This window comes from Fangia hongkongensis FSC776 = DSM 21703, assembly GCF_000379445.1.
Classification (GTDB): Bacteria; Pseudomonadota; Gammaproteobacteria; order Francisellales; family Francisellaceae; genus Fangia; species Fangia hongkongensis.
Genome location: NZ_KB902270.1, coordinates 1 through 19477, shown reverse-complemented (window position 1 = coordinate 19477; position 19477 = coordinate 1). Strand labels below are relative to the sequence as shown.

General features: G+C 38.9%; 19 protein-coding genes. 13 read left to right on the top strand and 6 right to left on the bottom strand.

The features are described from left to right. Window positions 1–8 precede the first annotated feature (8 nt). Window positions 9–686 (top strand): pyrimidine 5'-nucleotidase, encoded by a 678-nt coding sequence (locus tag A37Q_RS0109615; protein WP_018300059.1) that lies wholly within the window; start codon window positions 9–11, stop codon window positions 684–686. On the opposite strand, the gene A37Q_RS0109610 is transcribed toward A37Q_RS0109615, so the two are convergent. The 5 genes from A37Q_RS0109610 to A37Q_RS0109590 all read right to left on the bottom strand — a co-directional run bounded on the left by A37Q_RS0109610 (window position 669) and on the right by A37Q_RS0109590 (window position 4605). Then, window positions 669–1340: an ABC-type transport auxiliary lipoprotein family protein gene (locus A37Q_RS0109610; protein WP_018300058.1), complete on the bottom strand. Its 672-nt coding sequence runs from the start codon at window positions 1338–1340 to the stop codon at window positions 669–671. The genes A37Q_RS0109615 and A37Q_RS0109610 overlap by 18 nt on opposite strands. Beyond that, on the bottom strand, window positions 1333–2250 hold the full coding sequence (locus A37Q_RS0109605) for an MlaD family protein (protein ID WP_018300057.1): 918 nt from the start codon (window positions 2248–2250) through the stop codon (window positions 1333–1335). The genes A37Q_RS0109610 and A37Q_RS0109605 overlap by 8 nt, the downstream gene beginning before the upstream one ends. Continuing rightward, entirely contained in the window at window positions 2247–3044 is a 798-nt protein-coding gene (locus tag A37Q_RS0109600) for an ABC transporter ATP-binding protein (protein ID WP_018300056.1), read from the bottom strand. The genes A37Q_RS0109605 and A37Q_RS0109600 overlap by 4 nt, the downstream gene beginning before the upstream one ends. Window position 3045: 1 nt before the next feature. Beyond that, complete coding sequence (locus tag A37Q_RS0109595) at window positions 3046–4164, bottom strand: MlaE family ABC transporter permease (RefSeq protein WP_018300055.1); 1119 nt, start codon at window positions 4162–4164, stop codon at window positions 3046–3048. 147 nt (window positions 4165–4311) lie between these two features. Continuing rightward, entirely contained in the window at window positions 4312–4605 is a 294-nt protein-coding gene (locus A37Q_RS0109590) for a YciI family protein (RefSeq protein ID WP_018300054.1), read from the bottom strand. Between the two features lie 131 nt (window positions 4606–4736). Here A37Q_RS0109590 and A37Q_RS0109585 point away from each other — a divergent pair, with 131 nt between their 5' ends. The 11 genes from A37Q_RS0109585 to A37Q_RS15905 all read left to right on the top strand — a co-directional run bounded on the left by A37Q_RS0109585 (window position 4737) and on the right by A37Q_RS15905 (window position 18311). Then, complete coding sequence (locus A37Q_RS0109585; RefSeq protein ID WP_018300053.1) at window positions 4737–6077, top strand: chloride channel protein; 1341 nt, start codon at window positions 4737–4739, stop codon at window positions 6075–6077. Between the two features lie 79 nt (window positions 6078–6156). Further along, on the top strand, window positions 6157–8184 hold the full coding sequence (gene tkt / locus A37Q_RS0109580) for a transketolase (RefSeq protein ID WP_411763039.1): 2028 nt from the start codon (window positions 6157–6159) through the stop codon (window positions 8182–8184). 65 nt (window positions 8185–8249) lie between these two features. Then, window positions 8250–9260, top strand: coding sequence for a type I glyceraldehyde-3-phosphate dehydrogenase (gene gap / locus A37Q_RS0109575; protein WP_018300051.1), 1011 nt, complete (start codon window positions 8250–8252; stop codon window positions 9258–9260). 135 nt (window positions 9261–9395) lie between these two features. Beyond that, window positions 9396–10580 carry a phosphoglycerate kinase gene (locus tag A37Q_RS0109570; protein WP_018300050.1) on the top strand — a complete coding sequence of 395 codons (1185 nt, stop codon included), beginning with the start codon at window positions 9396–9398 and terminating at the stop codon, window positions 10578–10580. 4 nt (window positions 10581–10584) lie between these two features. Beyond that, window positions 10585–12018 carry a pyruvate kinase gene (pyk, locus tag A37Q_RS0109565; protein WP_018300049.1) on the top strand — a complete coding sequence of 478 codons (1434 nt, stop codon included), beginning with the start codon at window positions 10585–10587 and terminating at the stop codon, window positions 12016–12018. Between the two features lie 15 nt (window positions 12019–12033). Next, complete coding sequence (fba, locus tag A37Q_RS0109560; protein WP_018300048.1) at window positions 12034–13098, top strand: class II fructose-bisphosphate aldolase; 1065 nt, start codon at window positions 12034–12036, stop codon at window positions 13096–13098. 197 nt (window positions 13099–13295) lie between these two features. Beyond that, window positions 13296–13508 carry a 30S ribosomal protein S21 gene (gene rpsU, locus A37Q_RS0109555; protein ID WP_018300047.1) on the top strand — a complete coding sequence of 71 codons (213 nt, stop codon included), beginning with the start codon at window positions 13296–13298 and terminating at the stop codon, window positions 13506–13508. A 22-nt stretch (window positions 13509–13530) separates the two neighbouring features. Beyond that, window positions 13531–13977 carry a GatB/YqeY domain-containing protein gene (locus A37Q_RS0109550; RefSeq protein ID WP_018300046.1) on the top strand — a complete coding sequence of 149 codons (447 nt, stop codon included), beginning with the start codon at window positions 13531–13533 and terminating at the stop codon, window positions 13975–13977. Window positions 13978–13984: 7 nt separating this feature from the next. Then, window positions 13985–15769, top strand: coding sequence for a DNA primase (gene dnaG, locus A37Q_RS15170; RefSeq protein ID WP_018300045.1), 1785 nt, complete (start codon window positions 13985–13987; stop codon window positions 15767–15769). 201 nt (window positions 15770–15970) lie between these two features. After that, window positions 15971–17872 carry an RNA polymerase sigma factor RpoD gene (gene rpoD / locus A37Q_RS0109540; RefSeq protein ID WP_018300044.1) on the top strand — a complete coding sequence of 634 codons (1902 nt, stop codon included), beginning with the start codon at window positions 15971–15973 and terminating at the stop codon, window positions 17870–17872. A gap of 40 nt (window positions 17873–17912) precedes the next feature. Beyond that, window positions 17913–18311, top strand: coding sequence for a DUF1425 domain-containing protein (locus tag A37Q_RS15905; protein WP_018300043.1), 399 nt, complete (start codon window positions 17913–17915; stop codon window positions 18309–18311). On the opposite strand, the gene A37Q_RS0109530 is transcribed toward A37Q_RS15905, so the two are convergent. Further along, window positions 18276–19106 carry a hypothetical protein gene (locus A37Q_RS0109530; protein ID WP_018300042.1) on the bottom strand — a complete coding sequence of 277 codons (831 nt, stop codon included), beginning with the start codon at window positions 19104–19106 and terminating at the stop codon, window positions 18276–18278. The two genes, A37Q_RS15905 and A37Q_RS0109530, sit on opposite strands and share 36 nt — an antisense overlap. Before the next feature lie 152 nt (window positions 19107–19258). Here A37Q_RS0109530 and A37Q_RS0109525 point away from each other — a divergent pair. Beyond that, on the top strand, window positions 19259–19477 hold a 219-nt coding region (locus A37Q_RS0109525), incomplete at its 3' end, for a transposase (RefSeq protein WP_018299643.1).

The window sequence follows — 19477 nt, the reverse complement described above, 5'->3', positions numbered from 1 at the left end:
TGAGTAATATGACGTTAAAAAAGCATTATATTTTTGATTTAGATAACACACTGTATCACTCAAGTTCTCAATTTTTTAATCAACAGCTTGAAAAAATGTCCGAGTTCATCCAGTTGAAGCTTAAGCTTCCCAAGTTGGAGGCGGATTTTTTGCGCGATGATTACTATACAACTTATGGCACCACAATGCATGGGTTAATGGCTAATTATCATATTGATCCAAAAGAGTATTTATCTGTTGTTGATGATGTTTCATTGGATAGGCTTTTGCCTAATAACAAACTTTTGAATTTACTTCGGAATTTAAAGTTAGAGGGCGCACATTTATCTATCTTTACAAATGGCTCCGACTATCATGCAGATCGTGTGATGAGGCAGTTAAATTTAGATAAAGTAATTGAAGATGTCGTCACATTGCAGTCAACTAGCCTAGTGCCAAAGCCAGATATGCGAGCATATGAGTATATTATTAGTAAATTTAATATCAACCCAGCTAATGCGACTTTCTTTGAAGATTCCTCGCATAATTTGATTCCAGCTAAAGTGTTGGGAATGGAGACAGTGCTGATTAATGCAGATGATACTGCACAGGCTAGATTTGTTGCGCATCCTGAGATTGATTTATTAGTCGAAAATGTTGAGAGTTATTTCAAAGGCGAGTATCTTTTATCAAGTGCTCAGCGTTGATTTTTTTGTTTGGGTTTTAACTGAAGCTTCTAAAAGCCATGTGGAGACATTATTGGCTAATTTGTTTGCTAAAAGATTGGTTGTTTTTGCATAGGATTTTGCATTTGCCTCAGATGGGGCGCTGAGCGTGAAGTTTTTGCTGGCAATAACTCTCCCATTATCAGCACTCACAAGCGTGTAACTTACTGATAGGAAAACTTTCGCACCGTTTTTATCGACTACTTGTACAAGTTTATTTAAGGTGCCAGTTAGGCGATAATTTGCATAACCAATAAAATTACTTGAGACAACATTTTCAAAAATATGCTGCGTTTCAAGTGAGCGAGTTAGTGTTTGAGTTATCATTTTGCTCGGGAGGGTTGCCCATCGACTGAGTTGGTAGCTGGCAAGAATATACTTCTCTTGCTGATAATACATATCAGTAGAGTTATAAGGTTGCTCAGTACTAAGTGGGGTAACAAAAAGTGTCAGATTTTGTTTTGGGAGTTTTGTTTCTGACTGAGTTGTTGTCTCCGTGTTTGGAGGCGTGAACACAATCTGGAAGTTATTGATTTCAGTGTTTGGGATTGGTGATAAGATGCTACACCCAGAGAGCATTAGCATAATAGATCCTAATGCAATGGAGGCCTTTTTTTTATGCTGTTTTCTATTCATGTACCAGTCCTTTTTGGGATGTTATTGCAGTTGTTTGTCCTCTAACTAAGATAGAAGGGTTGTTATTCAGCTTACTCACCAGTTGATTTAACTCTCGAGCACTTTGATTGACGCTAGTCAATGTTTGTCCAAGCTCAGGTAAAATAACATTATTAAATCCTTGAATGGTTTGTGTTTGTAGGGACTGAGAAATTTTACTCACATCTTGCGATGTTGCAGCAATTGCTTTTGAAGCTTGTTCGACATTGCTCATAAGACTATTTAGCTTGTTACTGCTAATAGCGGCATTTTTAAGTACAATATTAAGCGAGGTCAGGCTTTGATTTATTGCTTGAGAGTTCTTTGCAATCGAGTTAGATATGGTTTGTAAGTTACTTAAAATGTCATCAACCTTTTTCACATTATCAGTATCGACTATTTGTCCAACACGTTTAGATATGTTGGTAACCTGCTCGGCAAGTACGCTCATTTGATTTACAATATTAGTTAAAAAAGAAGCCTTTGTTTGAATGACAGGAAAAGGCGCTTCTTTGGTTGGTGGCAGTGGTGCCTGAGGTGATTTTCCTTTCAGTGAAAAGCTAATATAAACTTGCCCTGTAATCCCTTGCGGTACAAGAGATGCATAGGTGTTGGTAAAAATTGGCACCCCTTCTTGAATTTGCATGGTAACAATAACAATGCTTGGATTTTTATGATCAATGTTAATATCTGTGACTTTACCAATATTAACGCCATTGTAATTAACAGGAGCATTTAGGTTCAAGCCATCAACGGATTCATTAAAACGTGCCAAATAGGTGTTATATTTTGTGTCATTTAGTCCAAATGCCAGCCAAAAGCCAATAAAAATCATTCCAATGGTAACGATAATAATGAAAAGTCCCACAATAAAATATCGGTTTTTATTCATTTGGTATCCTTTTTCGTTTTCTGTGTCGCCACATTGTGGTTTTGTGAGCCATGGAAAAATTGATTCAACGACTCATATTCAGTCATCTTGGCGGCGTTTTCAACGCTGTCATGCACCAGTATCTTCTTCTGATCAATATAGACAATATCATCAACAATGCGCCAAATACTTTCTAATTCATGTGTGATAATGATAATAGACAAACCAAGCTCTGCTTTAAGTTTCAGTATTAACTCATCTAACTCTAGTGTTGAATGTGGATCTAAACCTGCTGAAGGTTCATCTAAAAATACAATTTTTGGATCAAGCGCAAGTGTGCGTGCTAAGGCAACACGCTTTGACATGCCACCACTTAGCTCTGAGGGAGACTTGTTAAATGCGCTTTCAGGTAGACCGGTCATTTTGAGTTTTAAACGAGCCAAATCAATGACCACATCGCGTGAAAAGTCTGTGTATTCCTGTAATGGGAACATCACATTTTCAAGTGCAGTGAGTGCGCTAAAAAGTGCACCGCCTTGAAACATCATCCCCATATTACAAGCAAATGCTCTTCTTTTGGCTTCATTGTAACAAAGGGTTGATATTTTTTCCCCAAGCAGATAAATCTCTCCCTCAGTAACAGGCTGAAGCATTAAAATCTCACGGATCAGTGTTGTTTTTCCTGAGCCGCTACCGCCAATAATGGCTGTGATTTTATCGGGGTAAATATCAAGGTTTAAATGTTTATGTACCCAAAGCCCATCAAATGCAGTGCCAAGATCTTTAATTTGAATGATCGGTGTAAGTTTATCCATACTAAATACCTATCGCGCTAAATAATATGGAGAATAAAGCATCGGCAACAATAATTAAAAAGATAGAATAAACCACACTTTTTGTTGTTTCCCGACCAATGCTAAGGGAATTGTTTTTAACGGACATGCCACGATAACAACCAACAAAGCCAATAATAATAGCAAAAAAGGGTGCCTTTATGAGTCCTGTAAAATAATTATTAAATGAAACAGCATCACCGAAGCGTTGTATAAACTCTGCAAAAGAAATGCCAAGTGATACTTTGGCCATAACCATACCGCCTATCACACTAATGATATCAGCAATAACAATTAAAAGTGGCAAAGAAATAATCATGCCAACAATTCTTGGAACCACAAGACGTTTAATCGGACTGATGCCAAAGGTTTTAAGTGCATCAATTTCTTGTTGTACTTTCATGGAGCCAATTTCTGCTGCATAGGAAGAAGCAGATCTCCCTGCAACGATAATAGCAGTAATAAGTGGTGCAAATTCTCTGAGAAGTGAAATGCCAAGTAAATCAACTACAAAAATGCTTGCACCATAAATCTTCAGTTGAGAGCCAATCTGATAACAAAGCACAATACCAATCAAAAAGCAAAGCAGTGATACAATGCCAATGGCGCGCACACCTGTTTGCTCAATAATATCAAGAAGCAAGCGCCACTGTGTTGAAAAGGGGGTGCGTATAACTTGTAGATAACTTAAAAGTGTCTCACCAATAAAGGCAACAAGGTTTTTACTATCTTTAATGTACTCAGTTGTATTTTCACCAATTAGATAGACTTTCTCATAGGTGTTTAGAGGCTGAAGTTTTGCATCACAAGGAGAGTAGTTTTTTTTGACAAGTTCAAGCATGCTCATTTGAGAGCTATTGCCTTTAATCGCATTAATTTTATACTTTTGTGAGAGCTTAAAAATAAAATAAGCACCAGAGATGTCAAGCTGGCTAATTGATTGCAAATTGATTATTTGGTAGGTGGTTGTTGAGCTGTTCAGTGAATCAAGCAAACGCTCATCAATATACTGCCAACACCACAAGCCTGAGAGAATAATTTGGTCATCTTCTGTCGAAATAGCAGCAATGTCATTTTGACTAGGATGTGAACGTTTTAGCATAACAGTCCTTTTCTGTGGCCTCAAAGCTAGTGAGAACGGCGTTTATACACCCTTACACCATAGAAAAAAATACGCAGTATTTCAAGTGGGTTAATTGAAAATCACATTTGAAAATACTGTTGTAGGCTGATTGAAACAAATAGCCAATTACTGAATGAACTGTTCAAAGTCACTGGCATATTTTGCAGCATGAAAGCTAGCATAGTGATATTCGGCTGCATGGTTAAGCGCAAAAGGGTCTTTTTGCATGAGTGCTTTAATGCTTTGAAGTTCCCCGCGGGCAATAATATAACCGCCTGTTTGTTCTGTGTTTGGTCCAGATGCGATAAATAGATTTTGGCGATAGCCTTCATCTAGAAACACTCTATGATCAGGGCGTAATTTATCTATTGTCGATGGGTTGGTAGTGTAGTTAATAGTGATAATATGTAGAATGCTCATGTCTTTTTTAATCCAGTGAATTTTGTTGTATCAGTATGCGTTTTTTTTAGCTTCAGTGCAAATTCTATCTTTTTTTTAAAGGAAAACGAGCGTAGAATAGCCACAGCGATTTTGCTGATCAATTGACCGTGATGAAATATATAAATTTAAAAGCACTAAAAAAAGACAAACTATTTACTGAATCACGTAAATTGATGTCATTTGCGTTATGGCGAAGAAGATTGATCTTCTGGGGTGGTGCGATATTAGTTGGCCTTGTATGTGTGCTCTTTGCCTATCTTTGCGATAATTTAAATGAAAGCTTTAATGCCCTGTCAGAAAAACACCCTTATTGGCCGCTGTTCATTACCCCTGTTGGGTTTATGGTAATTGTTTATCTGCTTAAAAACTATTTTAATGGTGCTGAGGGTAGTGGTATTCCTCAAGTGATGACTGCACTTAAAGTGAAGAATATGCAGCGTCGCAGTAAGCTTGTTTCAATGCGAATTGCGCTCGGTAAGTTTATGTTAACCGCTCTTGGTTTTCTCTCTGGAGCGTCGATTGGTCGTGAGGGACCAACTATACAGCTAAGTGCATCGGTCATGCATTTTTTGGGTCGATTAGAAAAATTTAATCGTGAAGATACAGAAAGAGGGCTTTTACTTGCCGGTGGTGCAGCAGGGATTGCAGCGGCATTTAATGCGCCGTTAGCTGGGGTTGTGTTTGCGATTGAGGAGCTAGCAGGTTCATTTGATAAGGGAATTACAGGTACCATGATTACGACGGTGGTGCTTTGTGGTTTTGTATCACTTGAAATTATTGGGAACTATGCCTACTTTGGTGCAAGTTCGGCAACGATTGATATCTTAAGTGGTGGCTGGATCGTCATTATTATTGTATCAGTGATCTGTGGGTTTTTGGGTGGACTTTTTAGTAGGCTTTTATTAATGATTTCAGGTGCATGTGTGAAGCTTGTTCGTGAAAAACCAATTGTGTTTGCCGGGGTGATTGGTTTAATCATTGCAATTATTGGTGTTGCAACACATGGCGCAATATATGGTAGTGGTAAGGATATTGCCGTTGATCTATTAAATGGGCATGGGAATGATACCTCTATTTTCTATGGTCTGTGGAAAATGATTGCTACGCTTTTATCTTTCATTAGTGGCATCCCGGGTGGGATTTTTGCCCCATCCTTGTCAGCAGGGGCAGGCTTTGGACATATGATGAGTCAGTTTTTTGCCGCGCATTATGCCAGTGCGATTATTTTGATTGGGACAGTGTCATACTTCTCAGGTGTGGTGCAAAGTCCAATTACCTGTTTTATTATTGTTTCTGAAATGACGCGTAATGTGTCAACAGGGATGCTTTTGCCTATTATGCTGGCAGCATTAATTGGTACAGCGGCATCAAGGATTATTTGTAAAGAACCGGTCTATCATTGTTTATCACTTCGTTATATGGATAAACTGAAAGGACAGCCAAAAGGATGAGTTTTCGCCGAGATGGATCGCTGACATTATTCTTTGCTTATGATAGACTTTTGCCATTATTTTTTCGTGTAACATTGGAGTGACTATGAACTCAAACCAGACTTTAGCGAATGCAATTCGTTTTTTATCCATTGATGCTGTGCAAAAAGCAAACTCCGGTCACCCGGGAATGCCAATGGGTATGGCTGATATAGCAACGGTTTTATGGCGTAAATATTTAAAGCATAATCCTAAAAATCCACATTGGGTAAACCGTGATCGCTTTGTGCTGTCAAATGGTCATGGTTCTATGTTGCTTTATTCATTACTGCATTTAACTGGCTATGGTCTTAGTATCGATGATATTAAAAATTTTCGCCAACTCCATTCAAGAACACCGGGACATCCAGAGTATGGTTATGCACCAGGAATTGAAACAACAACCGGTCCTTTGGGGCAAGGTTTGGCCAATGCTGTTGGTATGGCGCTTGCTGAGAAAGTATTAAGTGAAAGCTTCAATAAGGATGACTGTCAACTCATTGACCATAAAACTTATGTGTTTTTAGGGGATGGCTGCTTAATGGAGGGTGTTTCACATGAGGTAAGCTCTCTTGCAGGCACGCTTAAGCTTGGGAAATTAATTGCATTTTGGGATGATAACAGTATCTCAATTGATGGCGATGTTAAAGGCTGGTTTAGTGAAGATGTTGTTGGACGTTATGAAGCCTATGGCTGGAATGTAATTCGTGGCGTTGATGGTCATGACTTTGATGCACTTGATAGCGCTATTGCTGCAGCGCATAAGGAAACACAAAGACCAACTTTGATTTGTTGTAAGACAATTATTGGAGAGGGTTCACCAAATAAAGCAGGATCGCATAGTGTACATGGCGCACCGCTTGGCGATGATGAAATTGCAAAAACACGTGCAGCACTTAATTGGCCATATGCGCCGTTTGAGGTGCCAGAGTCTGTTTACCAAGATTGGGATCATACGCTCAAAGGTGAGAAAGATGAGTCTCAGTGGCAACAAAAATTAAATGACTATAAATCACAGTATCCCGAGGACTACAATGCTTTAACTCGCCGTTTGGATAAAGCATTGCCAGCTGATTTACCTGCAAAAATAAAAAGCTACATTAATACACTCTTTGAAGATAAACCATCGGTTGCCACTCGAAAAGCATCCCAAATGGCATTAGAGGTATTTTGTAACGAATTGCCAGAGATGTTTGGCGGCTCAGCAGATTTAACAGGGTCAAATTTAACGAATTACTCAGGGTCAAAATGGCTTAATAATGGCGCATCTCCTGCAAATTATCTTTCCTATGGCGTCAGAGAGTTTGGTATGGCTGCTATGATGAATGGCATGTCATTATATGGCGGTTTTAAACCTTACGGTGGTACTTTCTTAGTGTTTAGTGATTATGCAAGAAATGCCATTCGCATGAGTGCGATTATGAAACAACCTGTAACCTACGTTATGACGCATGACTCAATAGGGTTGGGTGAAGATGGACCAACACATCAGCCAGTGGAGCATTTGCCAAGTTTGCGTGTGATGCCAAATTTAAATGTGTGGCGACCAGCAGATGCGGTTGAAACAGCAATTGCATGGCAAATAGCGATAGAATCGAAAGAGACGCCAAACCTGCTATCTCTTTCAAGACAAGGACTACCACAAGTGGTTGAAAATCATGCCCAAGTTGAAGAGATTAAAAAAGGCGGTTATTTATTGCAAAAGCATGAAGGTGCTGAGATTACGTTGATGGCAACTGGATCTGAGGTGAGTATTATGCTTCAAGCTTCTAAAGTATTAGCATCTCAAGGCGTTAAAGCAAATGTTGTCTCAATGCCATGCGTTGATATATTCAAACAACAGGCAGAAGAGTATCGCCATGAAGTGATTGAACAAAGCATTCCAGCACTTGTTATGGAAGCTGCTCAAGGAGATCTTTGGTATGCACTTCTGCCAAAAGCAGGCGGTGACGTGATTGGTGTTAATCGCTTTGGTGAGTCTGCGCCAGCAAAAGCATTATATGAATTATTTGGCTTAACGGTTGAAAATGCAGTAAATAGAGCACAAAACTTGATAAATACATCAAAAAATGAGAAAGTCTTGGCGTAAGATTTTTCGTATTAATATTTTTTTAGGTACAGCAATATGCTGAATTCAACAAAGGAGAAAAAATCATGGCAATAAAAATTGCAATTAACGGTTATGGTCGCATTGGTCGATGTGTGCTTAGAGCAATCTATGAAGGTGGCTTAAGTGACCAGTTCAAAATTGTTGCAATTAATGATTTGGGTAGTGCCGATGTTAATGTTCATTTAACAAAATATGATACAACGCATGGCCGTTTTCCAGCAGAGGTTTCCTTTGAAGGAAGTGAAATGCTTGTTAATGGTGATCGCATTCAAATTTTAGCAGAGAGAAATCCAGAAGATTTACCTTGGGGTAAGCTTGATGTAGATGTTGTTTTTGAATGCACAGGTATTTTCACTTCAAAAGAAAAATGCCAAGCACATCTTAAAGCAGGGGCAAAAAAAGTTGTTATTTCAGCGCCTGGTGGAAAAGATGTTGATGCAACAATTGTTTATGGTGTGAATGATAATACTCTTCGCTCTGATATGACAGTTATTTCAAATGCTTCGTGCACAACCAACTGTTTGGCGCCTGTTGCTAAAGCATTGAATGATACTATTGGTATTAAAGAAGGCCTAATGACAACAATTCATGCTTATACAAATGATCAGTCAACGGTTGATAGCTATCACAAAGACTTACACCGTGCCCGTGCAGCCGCGCAAAATATGATTCCAACAAAAACAGGTGCAGCAGCGGCAGTTGGTCTTGTATTGCCGGAGTTAAAAGGGCGTTTGGATGGTTTTGCGATGCGCGTGCCAGTGATTAATGTTTCTGTTGTTGATTTAACTTTTAATGCATCAGCTGAAACGTCTGTTGAAGAAGTTAATAGCATTCTAAAATCTGCCTCTGAAGGAAAACTAAATGGCGTTTTAGGGTATAATACAGCGCCACTTGTATCTTCTGATTTCAATCATGATGCGCATCCATCTATTTTTGATGCAACACAAACACGTGTTATTGGCTCTATGGTAAAAGTTTTATCATGGTATGATAATGAGTGGGGTTTTTCAAACCAAATGCTAAGAACAACAAAAGCATGGTTTGAAGCGAAATAAAAAAGAGTAACTTCCTAAAGGCGCTTTAAAGCGCCTTTTTTCTCAATTAAGTCAGATGTAAGTAGATACACAAAGACTTATGGTTGATATGTATGATCATATTAAATAAAACAAAGTAAAAATTAAGGGAATGTAATGAAGTTTTTATCCATTCGTGATGTCCCGCTTAAAGGGAAAAAAGCGCTTATCCGAGTTGATTTTAATGTCCCAGTTAAAGCTGGGAAAGTCACAAGTTCAGTAAGAATTGAGGCTGCACTTAAAACAATTCAATATGCGTTAGATCAAGGTGCGGGTGTTATTCTTGCCTCTCACCTTGGGCGTCCTGAAGAAGGAAAGTATGCCGATGAAGCTTCACTTTTGCCTGTTGCTAATTATTTAAGTAAACGTTTAAATATGCCGGTTCGACTAGAGAAAGACTATTTAGAGCAGGGTATAGATGTTGCTTCAGGTGAGGTTGTTTTGTGTGAGAATGTTCGTTTTAATGTTGGTGAAAAAAAATCAGATGAAGGACTTTCTCAGAAATTAGCTGCACTTTGTGATGTTTTTGTGATGGATGCGTTTGCTACCTCTCATCGTGCGCAGGCATCAACTTATGGTGTTGCAAAATATGCGCCAGTTGCTTGTGCAGGGCTCTTGTTAACAGATGAGCTAAATGCATTATCTGCGGCGATAAAAGCACCTAAAAAACCCCTTTTAGCAATTGTTGGGGGTTCTAAGGTTTCCACGAAGTTAACCGTATTGGAAAATCTAATTGATCAGGTTGATCAGTTGATTGTCGGAGGCGGTATTGCCAACACCTTTTTGGTTGCAGCTGGGTTTAATGTTGGTGGCTCGTTAATGGAAGCCGACTTAGTTGATAAAGCGCGCGAGTTAATGCAAAAAGCAAAGGAAAAGGGTGCTGAGATTCCTTTACCTGTTGATGTGCGTGTTGCAGCAGCATTTGATGAAAAAGCAAAAGCGACAATCAAAGATATTCATGCGGTAGAGCCCAATGAAATGATCTTAGATATTGGTCCTGAAACTGAAAAGTTATTAGCAGCAAAAATTGCACAAGCAAAAACGATTTTATGGAATGGTCCAGTTGGTGTATTTGAGTTCCCTGAGTTCAGTGATGGCACCAAAGCAATTGCCAAAGCAATTGCTGATTCAGATGCATTCTCAGTTGCAGGTGGTGGTGATACAATTGCAGCCATCGAGCAATTTGGAATTAAAGATAAAGTGTCATATATCTCAACAGCAGGCGGTGCCTTTTTAGAGTTTATTGAAGGTAAAACATTGCCTGGTGTTGAAATCTTATGCCAAAGAGCAAATAAGGATTAAGTTAATGAGAAGAACAAAAATACTTGCAACCATTGGTCCTGCTAGTGAATCAAAAGATGTGTTAACAAAGATGGTGAAAGCAGGCTTAAATGCTGTTAGGTGCAATTTCTCTCACGGCACGGCGGATGATCATAGAAAACGTGTTCAGTTGATTCGCGAAGTGGCTAAAGAGCAAGGTGTGCATATTGGTATCTTGGCTGATTTGCAGGGTCCTAAAATTCGTGTTGCCAAATTCAAAAATAAAAGTGTAGAGCTAAAAAAAGGCGCTGATTTTATTCTTGATGCGGATATGAAGAATGAAGAGGGCGATGAGAAGTCAGTTGGTATTGACTATAAAGCACTACCTCAAGATGTCTCAAAGGGAGATATTCTCTTATTGGATGACGGTAAGGTTATTTTGAAAGTTGATAAAGTATCTGGGAATAAAGTGCACTGCAAAGTGTCTGTTGGTGGAAAGCTTTCTAATAATAAGGGAATCAATAAAAAGGGCGGTGGTTTGACTGCGCCTGCGTTGACAGATAAAGATAAAGAGGATATTAAAACCGCTGCTGCATTAGATGTGGATTATGTTGCTGTATCCTTCCCGCGTGATGGAAAAGACCTTGAATATGCACGAAAGCTTTTAAAAGAAAGTGGCAGCAATGCAGGCATTGTTTCAAAGGTGGAGCGAACTGAAGCAGTTGATAATATTGAAGAGATTATTAAAGCCTCGGATGCGGTGATGGTTGCACGTGGCGATCTTGCTGTTGAAATTGGTGATGAAAACGTTCCAGCAGTGCAAAAAATGATTATTCGTCGTGCACGTCAAATGGACAAAGTTGTGATTACTGCAACTCAGATGATGGAATCGATGATTACCAATTCAACGCCAACGCGAGCGGAAGTATCTGATGTGGCAAATGCTGTGTTGGATGGAACCGATACTGTGATGCTTTCAGCTGAATCAGCCGCTGGGGAATATCCAGTGGAAACAGTGGCGGTTATGAATCGTGTATGTGAAGCTGCTGAGAATAATGATCTTGTTGATATTGTTTCAAAAGGCAACATTATTAATAATGATGAGCGTATTGATGAAGCTGTTGCAAATGCTGCGGTATATTTGGCAAACCATGTGAAAGCAAAAGCCATTATTTCATTGACTGAATCTGGCTCAACTGCGCTTTGGATGTCAAGGATTAATACACGTTTGCCTATTTATGCGTTATCACGCAATAAGCCAACCCTTGGTAGAATGACGCTTTATCGCGGTGTTGTTCCAATTGAGTTTGATTCAACACGCATGGCACGTTTTTATGTTAACAGAGAGGCATCTTTAGAGCTTGAAAAACGTGGTGTTGTCAAAGGGGGTGATTGGATGATTTTAACCAGTGGAGACCATATGGGTGTTCATGGTGGAACGAATAAAATCAAAGTAATTCAAGCTGGAAATGTAGTATAAAAGAGGAATAGAATAATGGCATTAGTATCGTTAAGACAACTTTTAGATCATGCAGCAGAGAATGGATATGGTATTCCTGCGTATAATGTGAATAATTTGGAACAAATCCGTGCTGTAATGGAAGCAGCTGACAGAGTGAACTCACCTGTTATTTTGCAAGCTTCAGCGGGGGCAAGAAAATATGCAGGTGCACCGTTTATTCGCCACCTTGTATTGGCGGCAATTGAGGAATATCCACATCTTCCTGTTTGTATGCATCAAGATCATGGCACTTCTCCAGATGTATGCCAACGCTCTATTCAATTAGGCTTTTCATCGGTGATGATGGATGGCTCTTTAAAAGCAGATGGTAAAACGCCTGCTGATTATCAATACAATGTTGATGTCACTAGGCGCACAGTAGAAATGGCACATGCTTGTGGTGTTTCTGTTGAAGGTGAGCTTGGTTGTCTTGGATCTTTAGAAACAGGGCAAGCAGGGGAAGAAGATGGTGTTGGTGCTGAGGGTATTTTATCGCATGATCAATTATTAACTGATCCTGAGGAAGCCGCTGATTTTGTCAAATCAACTAAGGTTGATGCTTTGGCTATTGCTATTGGAACAAGCCATGGCGCTTATAAATTTACCAAGCCACCAACAGGTGATATTCTGGCAATTTCACGTATTAAAGAGATTCATGCACGTATCCCAGATACACATTTGGTTATGCATGGTTCATCTTCTGTTCCTCAAGATTGGTTGAAGATTATTAATGAGCATGGTGGACAAATGGGTGAAACCTACGGAGTTCCTGTTGAGGAGATTGTTGAGGCGATCAAATACGGCGTGCGTAAGGTTAATATTGATACTGATTTACGTATGGCAGCAACAGGCGCTATCCGCCGCTTTATGGTTGAAAACCCAGCGGCATTTGATCCGCGTCAATATAATAAAGTTGCAAAAGAAGCTATGAGTGAGGTTTGTCAGGCTCGTTATGAGGCATTTGGTTCAGCTGGAATGGCAAGTAAGATCAAGCCAGTCTCATTAGAAGCAATGTACTTAGAATATCAATCAGGTAAGTTAGATCCTCGAGTGAAGTAGCCGCTTATTTTGATGATTTTATATAAATTATCTATACTTAAAGTTACTTTCAAGCGAATAAATAGAAAATCAGTTTGATTTTTGCATGTAAAGTCGCTAGAATCGAGCATCAATTCTGTCGTTTGTGCTTTAAATACTAAGACATATACGATGGATATAGATTGATAAACTTGGCATTTTAAGTGAGGTGAGAAAGTATGCCAGCAGTTCGCGTTAGAGAAACGGAACCATTTGATATTGCACTACGTCGTTTTAAACGTACATGTGAAAAAGCGGGAATCGTATCTGAGTTGCGTCGTAGAGAATTCTATGAAAAACCAACTTGGGAACGTAAGCGTAAGAAAGCTGCAGCCGTTAAACGTGCCGCAAAGCAAGCAATGAGATCAACGCCAGGCGCAAAGCGTCGTTAATTAACTAATAGGAAACAAGTCGATGTCTGAGATAAACATGCGTTTAGTGGCAGATATGAAAACCTCTATGAAAAACAAAGATAAGGTGAGACTTGCAACCATTAGGATGGCGTTGGCTGCGTTCAAGCAAAAAGAGATTGATGATAAAATCACAATCAGTGATGATGAAGCAATCAGTATCATTAGCAAAATGATCAAACAGCGTAAAGATTCAGTTGAGCAATTTAAACGTGCGGCTCGTGAAGAGTTAGCACAAAAAGAAATTGATGAAATTGAAGTCTTACAAAGTTATCTTCCTAAGCCTCTTTCTGAGGATGAAGTGATTAATATTATTCAAAAAGCGATTATGGAAGAAGGTGCTTCTTCCATGAAAGATATGGGTAAAATAATGGGCAAGATTAAGGCTGAGCTACATGGCCGTGCGGACATGGGTAAAGTTGGCTCTATTATAAAGTCACAACTCTCGTAGTGTATAAATGAAAGGCAAAGTGCCGAACGAGTTTATCAGAGAGCTTATTTCTTCAACGGATATTGTCGAGGTTGTTTCCCGTTTTATTAAATTAAAGAAAACCGGGAAAAACTATATGGCGTGCTGTCCGTTTCATCATGAAAAAACACCGTCATTTTCAGTCAGTCCAGATAAGCAGATTTATCATTGCTTTGGTTGTCATGCAACAGGTGATGTGGTTACTTTTTTATCTGAACATGAGCATATGAGCTTTATTGAGGCAATTGAAGAGCTTGCTAATTTAAAGGGGATGACTGTTCCCTATGAAAAATCGGATGTGACAAAAGACCGTGACCAAGAGATTGACATTACTCAATGCTACCAAGCATTAGATGCTGCGAATAAATATTTTAGATGGCAATTGAAATATGCCGAGAATGCCAAAGATGTGATCGAGTATATTAAAGGTAGAGAAATTAGCGGGCAAACAGCTAAATACTTTCAAATAGGTTATGCGCCTGAGTTATGGCAAGGGCTTTATGATGTTCTTTCTCAAAAATTTTCAGACAAAGTCTTATCTGCAGTTGGAGTGGTGATTCAAAATGAGCAATCAAGGATATATGATCGCTTTCGTGGACGACTAACTTTCCCTATTTATAATAGACGCGGGCAAATTGTTGGCTTTGGTGGGCGAATCATTAGCTCTGATAAATCACAGCCGAAGTACCTGAACTCACCTGAAACACCTGTTTTCCATAAATCTCAAGAGCTTTATGGCTTATATCAGCTAAAGCAAAGAGAAAAACCCACTAGAATTATAGTCGTTGAGGGTTATATGGATGTGGTTGGTCTGTATGAAGCTGGCTGCTATCATGCAGTGGCAACACTCGGAACTGCTTTTACAGAGGATCATGCGAAAGTACTGTTTCGTGAAGTTGACCGTATCATTTTATGCTTTGATGGTGATAAAGCAGGACAAAGTGCAGCGCTTAGAGCCTTTCAAATTATTATGCCGCTTTTAAGTGATACAAAAGAGGCACGATTTTTATTACTTCCAGAGAGTGAAGATCCAGATAGTTATGTGCGCAAACATTCACGGGCAGCATTTGAAGCATTGTGTGATAGCGCGCTCAGTACCTCAGAGTTTTTTAGTTACTTTATCACAAAAGACAAAGATATTGACTCTGCTGATGATGTGGCAAAAATATTATCTAAAGCAAAAGAAATATTAACCGGCATAAAAGATAATGCCTACCTTGAAAGTATCAAAAACACCTTGGCGCAAAAGCTTGGGATGTCCTTTGCGCAACTGGATGCGTTTTTAAAACATACAAACAATTCCCAAAAGAGTGAGCCTAGTAATATTGTTAGGTGGCAGAAACTTGATATTAACCATCTCACGGTAGTCGAAAAGGCGCTGGCTTATATCTTAATGATGCCAAAGGGTATTGATGAGGTTGTGCAGAGAAATAATACAGTACTATTTGCATGCAAAACAGAACAGCATATTATTTTACTTGATGCATTGAATATAATCAGGCAGAATATTGGGCTGACTTCAGCCATGCTTGTGCAGATATTGACTGAAAAGTATGAGAAGTTTAGGCAATATTTTTATCAGCTTATGCAGTTACCTGTGGAACTTGATGAGAAATTGCTGATTGATGAGTTGATCGCCATGTTAGATAAAGTGACTAAAGAGGCAAGCCAAAGTGAACTAGAGCTGCTTATAAGTAAATCGAAACGCACTATTTTAACAGAAGCTGAAAGACATAAGTTGCAGAAATTACTGCACAAAAAAGAGAAAACGTAACTACACTAGTAAGCATAAAAAAGTAGGTATATTTTCTTGAAAAACAAATAAGATAACGCCACTTTAAAGAGGTTAACATAGAGTGTCTGTGATATCAAAAAGTTTACAGATACGTTTGTACCTTTAAGGTTGTTATTTGCATATGCAGCAAAAAAATATTATGTCCATAAGAGGCGTAAAAAAATAAGAATGTGAGGCTTCATGTCAGATCAAAATATAAATATAAAAGAACAACAGCTTTCTAAAATTAAAGAATTACTTTCTTTGGGTAAAGAGCAAGGTTATTTAACTTACTCCGATGTGAACGATTATCTACCAGATGAGATTACAGATCCTGAGCGTATTGAAGAAGTCGTTCAGATGATCAATGATGTCGGGGTTAAGGTGTTTGAATCTGCGCCTGATGCCGAAGATTTACTAATGATAGAAGGTCAAGCTGATGGCACTGCTGATGAGGATGCGGTGCAAGCACTTTCTTCAGATGGTGATTTTGGCCGGACAACTGACCCTGTGCGTATGTATATGCGGGAAATGGGCTCTGTAGATCTTCTGACACGCTCTGGCGAAATTGAGATTGCTAAACGTATTGAAGAGGGCACTAAAGAAGTACTTGATGCATTATCAGGCTATCCATTTGTAATTAAATCATTACTCGGTCGCTATCAAATGCTGTTGGATAATGCCAGAGAAGAGCACAATGCACTGGAAGATGAGCTGAAAGATGAGACTCCTTTACATCAGTTCATTAAGTTTTCTGATTTAATTACAGGATTTAATGAAGGAGATGAGGTTGATGCCTCGGGTACAGATGTTGGCTCAATGCTTGATAACCCTGAAGAGACTCTAAATGATGAAGCAGGCTCTGATGATGATTCAGGTTCTAACAATGTCTCTGACACAGTTGAAGATACAGGGCCTGATCCAGAAGTCGCTTTGGCTAAATTTAAAGAGCTAGAAGAGAGCTTTAATAAACTACTTGATTTAGAAGGTGGTACAAAGGCCTATGTGGAAACAGTAAAAAGCATCTCTTCTCAGTTTTTGGCTCTTCGTTTTACTAGTGCGCAGCTTAATCGTTTAATTAATGCAATTCGAGGGCTTGTGTCTGAAATTCGCGCTCATGATAGAAAATTAATGCGCTTGTGCGTTGAAAAAGGCAAAATGCCAAAAAAATACTTTATTGACCACTTTCAAGGTAATGAAACAGACTCTTTGTGGTTAGATAAAAGTGTTTCAAAGTATCCTAATCTTGTTAATGTGCTAGATGAGGTCAAGAAGATTCAAGTTAAACTTGCGATCATTGAAGATGGCGCGGATATGTCTATCTATGAGTTAAGAGAGGCAAGTAAGCGCATCTCAGTTGGGGAAGCCAAAGCCAGAAGAGCCAAAAAGGAAATGATTGAAGCAAACTTAAGGCTCGTTATTTCGATAGCAAAGAAATATACAAACCGTGGGCTTCAGTTTTTGGATTTGATTCAAGAAGGGAATATCGGCCTTATGAAAGCGGTAGATAAGTTTGAATATCGCCGTGGTTATAAATTCTCTACTTATGCAACTTGGTGGATTAGACAAGCGATTACGCGCTCGATTGCCGATCAGGCAAGAACAATTCGTATTCCTGTGCATATGATTGAGACGATTAATAAATTAAACAGAATCTCCAGACAGATTTTGCAAGAAACAGGCAAAGAAGCCACACCTGAAGAGTTGAGTGAGCACATTGATATGTCTGAGGATAAAATTCGTAAGATTATGAAGATTGCCAAAGAGCCTATTTCAATGGAAACACCAATCGGTGATGATGAAGATTCAAACTTAGGTGACTTTATTGAAGACTCAATCTCTGACTCTCCTGTGGATAGTGCAACTGGCGAGAGTTTGAAAGAAGTAACAAAAGATATTCTAAGCACATTAACTGAGCGTGAGGCAAAGGTTCTTAGAATGCGCTTTGGCATTGAAATGAATACAGATCATACTTTAGAAGAAGTGGGTAAGCAGTTTGATGTAACGCGTGAGCGTATCAGGCAGATTGAAGCAAAAGCATTGAGAAAGCTTCGTCATCCATCTCGCTCAGAAACATTAAAAAGCTTTCTATCCGAACAATAAAACAAGCACTTGTGTTGGTGTGTAATCAAGGAGAGTGAAGATGAATGTAAAACCACTAAAGCCATTGCTTTATATAGGCGTAGGAGCTGGGTTGCTTCTGTTATCAGGGTGCGCCAGTCGTTGTATTACCCTGCCATCAAATGCAAGCTCATCTGAGAGTTTTGGCTCTGGGTTTGGTCAGCTAAAAGCAATGCAGCCGGCAACGCATACTGTGCCAGGTGGAAATATTCAAGGACAGGTGCAGGTGATGAATAAAAAGTCATCCAACCAGAATTTCCAATATCAAGTGAATTGGTTTGATAAGCAAGGTGTTGCTGTTGGCCAACCTCAACCTTGGACGCCGGTTGAAATATATGGTGATTTGCAAAAGACGCTCACCTTTACAGCGCCAATGCCAACAGCATCAAGTTATAGCGTTTCCTTCTGTCGCGTTGAGTAAAGAGGCTAAATCGTTGATGTTGCAGGACACATCGCAAGCTAAAGCGCTCATAAAATTATGGTAATGTTCAATCATCAGGCTTGTATCTTTTGTGCCCTTTAGTTTTGTTTCATATCTTTCCATAAGTAGCCACTGTCGATAGGTGCGACACTGGTCATCATCTGGTAAACGGCTTTCATGGATATGAAGTTGCCTTGCCCTTAGAAGTGCGGTTTGATGTTCATTGTAAAATCTCTCTTTATGTAGCTCAATTGAGGCCATAAGTTTTACCTTAATAGGACCATCATGCGTTTTTACATTCTCTTCAAAATACAACGGTTTCTTGTTTTTTATATGGCTTATATTTAGATTATTCTTGTTTGTGTTTGAGGATATGAGTTTATGTGTATAAGATGGTGGTAATTGATGAAATCCACCATTAAGTGATTCACTTATTTCCACATCAGCTAAGCAGGAGCTATCATAAAAACCACTTGTTTCATTTTCAAATTGCCTAAATTCCTGACGTGATAAAATAAGTTTTGCCACCTCACGCTCAAATGACTCAATTTCATTTGCTGGATATTTTGAAGTTGAAAGGAGACGAATGCCTTGGATAAGCTTTATTTTTTTGTTGATAAAATCTATATGCTGTAGGCTTAATGGCAGCTTTTTAAGCTTATACAGAATATGTGTCAATCCTCTTAGATTTACACCTAATAGTGCATGATAAGATTGAATCCCGAATTGTATGTGCTGCGCACGGTTCATGGTAATGTTGTCTATTTTATTTATTAAATTTACTAATTCGCCCATAGGTGTATCTTAAAATAAATTATTTTATTTTTATTAAATATATTCTTATTTTATCAGATAAATGATGAATTTCGAATGGCGATATTGGAGTGGTTACACTTTTACGGACAGCTAATTACGTAGTAACCTGTTAAAAAAGTTAGGACTGTCCAATGAACAAACGACCATACGACACATACACAGAAGAGTTTAAGAAATCATCAGTTGATTTAGCCTTAGAGAATGATCAACCTTATGCACAAACAGCCAGAGAGTTGGGCGTGAAGCCAAGTACTTTTTATACCTGGATTGAGCGTTACTCACCAAGTAAAGAAGGCGGCTCAGATAATATGGAAGGCGAGCTTAAAAAGCTACGCAAAGAAGTCACAAAG

Coding starts and splice junctions, on each gene's coding strand:
- A37Q_RS0109615 (WP_018300059.1), top strand. CDS start 9: ATGACGTTAAAAAAGCATTATATTTTTGATTTAGATAACACACTGTAT.
- A37Q_RS0109610 (WP_018300058.1), bottom strand. CDS start 1,340: ATGAATAGAAAACAGCATAAAAAAAAGGCCTCCATTGCATTAGGATCT.
- A37Q_RS0109605 (WP_018300057.1), bottom strand. CDS start 2,250: ATGAATAAAAACCGATATTTTATTGTGGGACTTTTCATTATTATCGTT.
- A37Q_RS0109600 (WP_018300056.1), bottom strand. CDS start 3,044: ATGGATAAACTTACACCGATCATTCAAATTAAAGATCTTGGCACTGCA.
- A37Q_RS0109595 (WP_018300055.1), bottom strand. CDS start 4,164: ATGCTAAAACGTTCACATCCTAGTCAAAATGACATTGCTGCTATTTCG.
- A37Q_RS0109590 (WP_018300054.1), bottom strand. CDS start 4,605: ATGAGCATTCTACATATTATCACTATTAACTACACTACCAACCCATCG.
- A37Q_RS0109585 (WP_018300053.1), top strand. CDS start 4,737: ATGAAATATATAAATTTAAAAGCACTAAAAAAAGACAAACTATTTACT.
- gap (WP_018300051.1), top strand. CDS start 8,250: ATGGCAATAAAAATTGCAATTAACGGTTATGGTCGCATTGGTCGATGT.
- A37Q_RS0109570 (WP_018300050.1), top strand. CDS start 9,396: ATGAAGTTTTTATCCATTCGTGATGTCCCGCTTAAAGGGAAAAAAGCG.
- pyk (WP_018300049.1), top strand. CDS start 10,585: ATGAGAAGAACAAAAATACTTGCAACCATTGGTCCTGCTAGTGAATCA.
- fba (WP_018300048.1), top strand. CDS start 12,034: ATGGCATTAGTATCGTTAAGACAACTTTTAGATCATGCAGCAGAGAAT.
- rpsU (WP_018300047.1), top strand. CDS start 13,296: ATGCCAGCAGTTCGCGTTAGAGAAACGGAACCATTTGATATTGCACTA.
- A37Q_RS0109550 (WP_018300046.1), top strand. CDS start 13,531: ATGTCTGAGATAAACATGCGTTTAGTGGCAGATATGAAAACCTCTATG.
- dnaG (WP_018300045.1), top strand. CDS start 13,985: ATGAAAGGCAAAGTGCCGAACGAGTTTATCAGAGAGCTTATTTCTTCA.
- rpoD (WP_018300044.1), top strand. CDS start 15,971: ATGTCAGATCAAAATATAAATATAAAAGAACAACAGCTTTCTAAAATT.
- A37Q_RS15905 (WP_018300043.1), top strand. CDS start 17,913: ATGAATGTAAAACCACTAAAGCCATTGCTTTATATAGGCGTAGGAGCT.
- A37Q_RS0109530 (WP_018300042.1), bottom strand. CDS start 19,106: ATGGGCGAATTAGTAAATTTAATAAATAAAATAGACAACATTACCATG.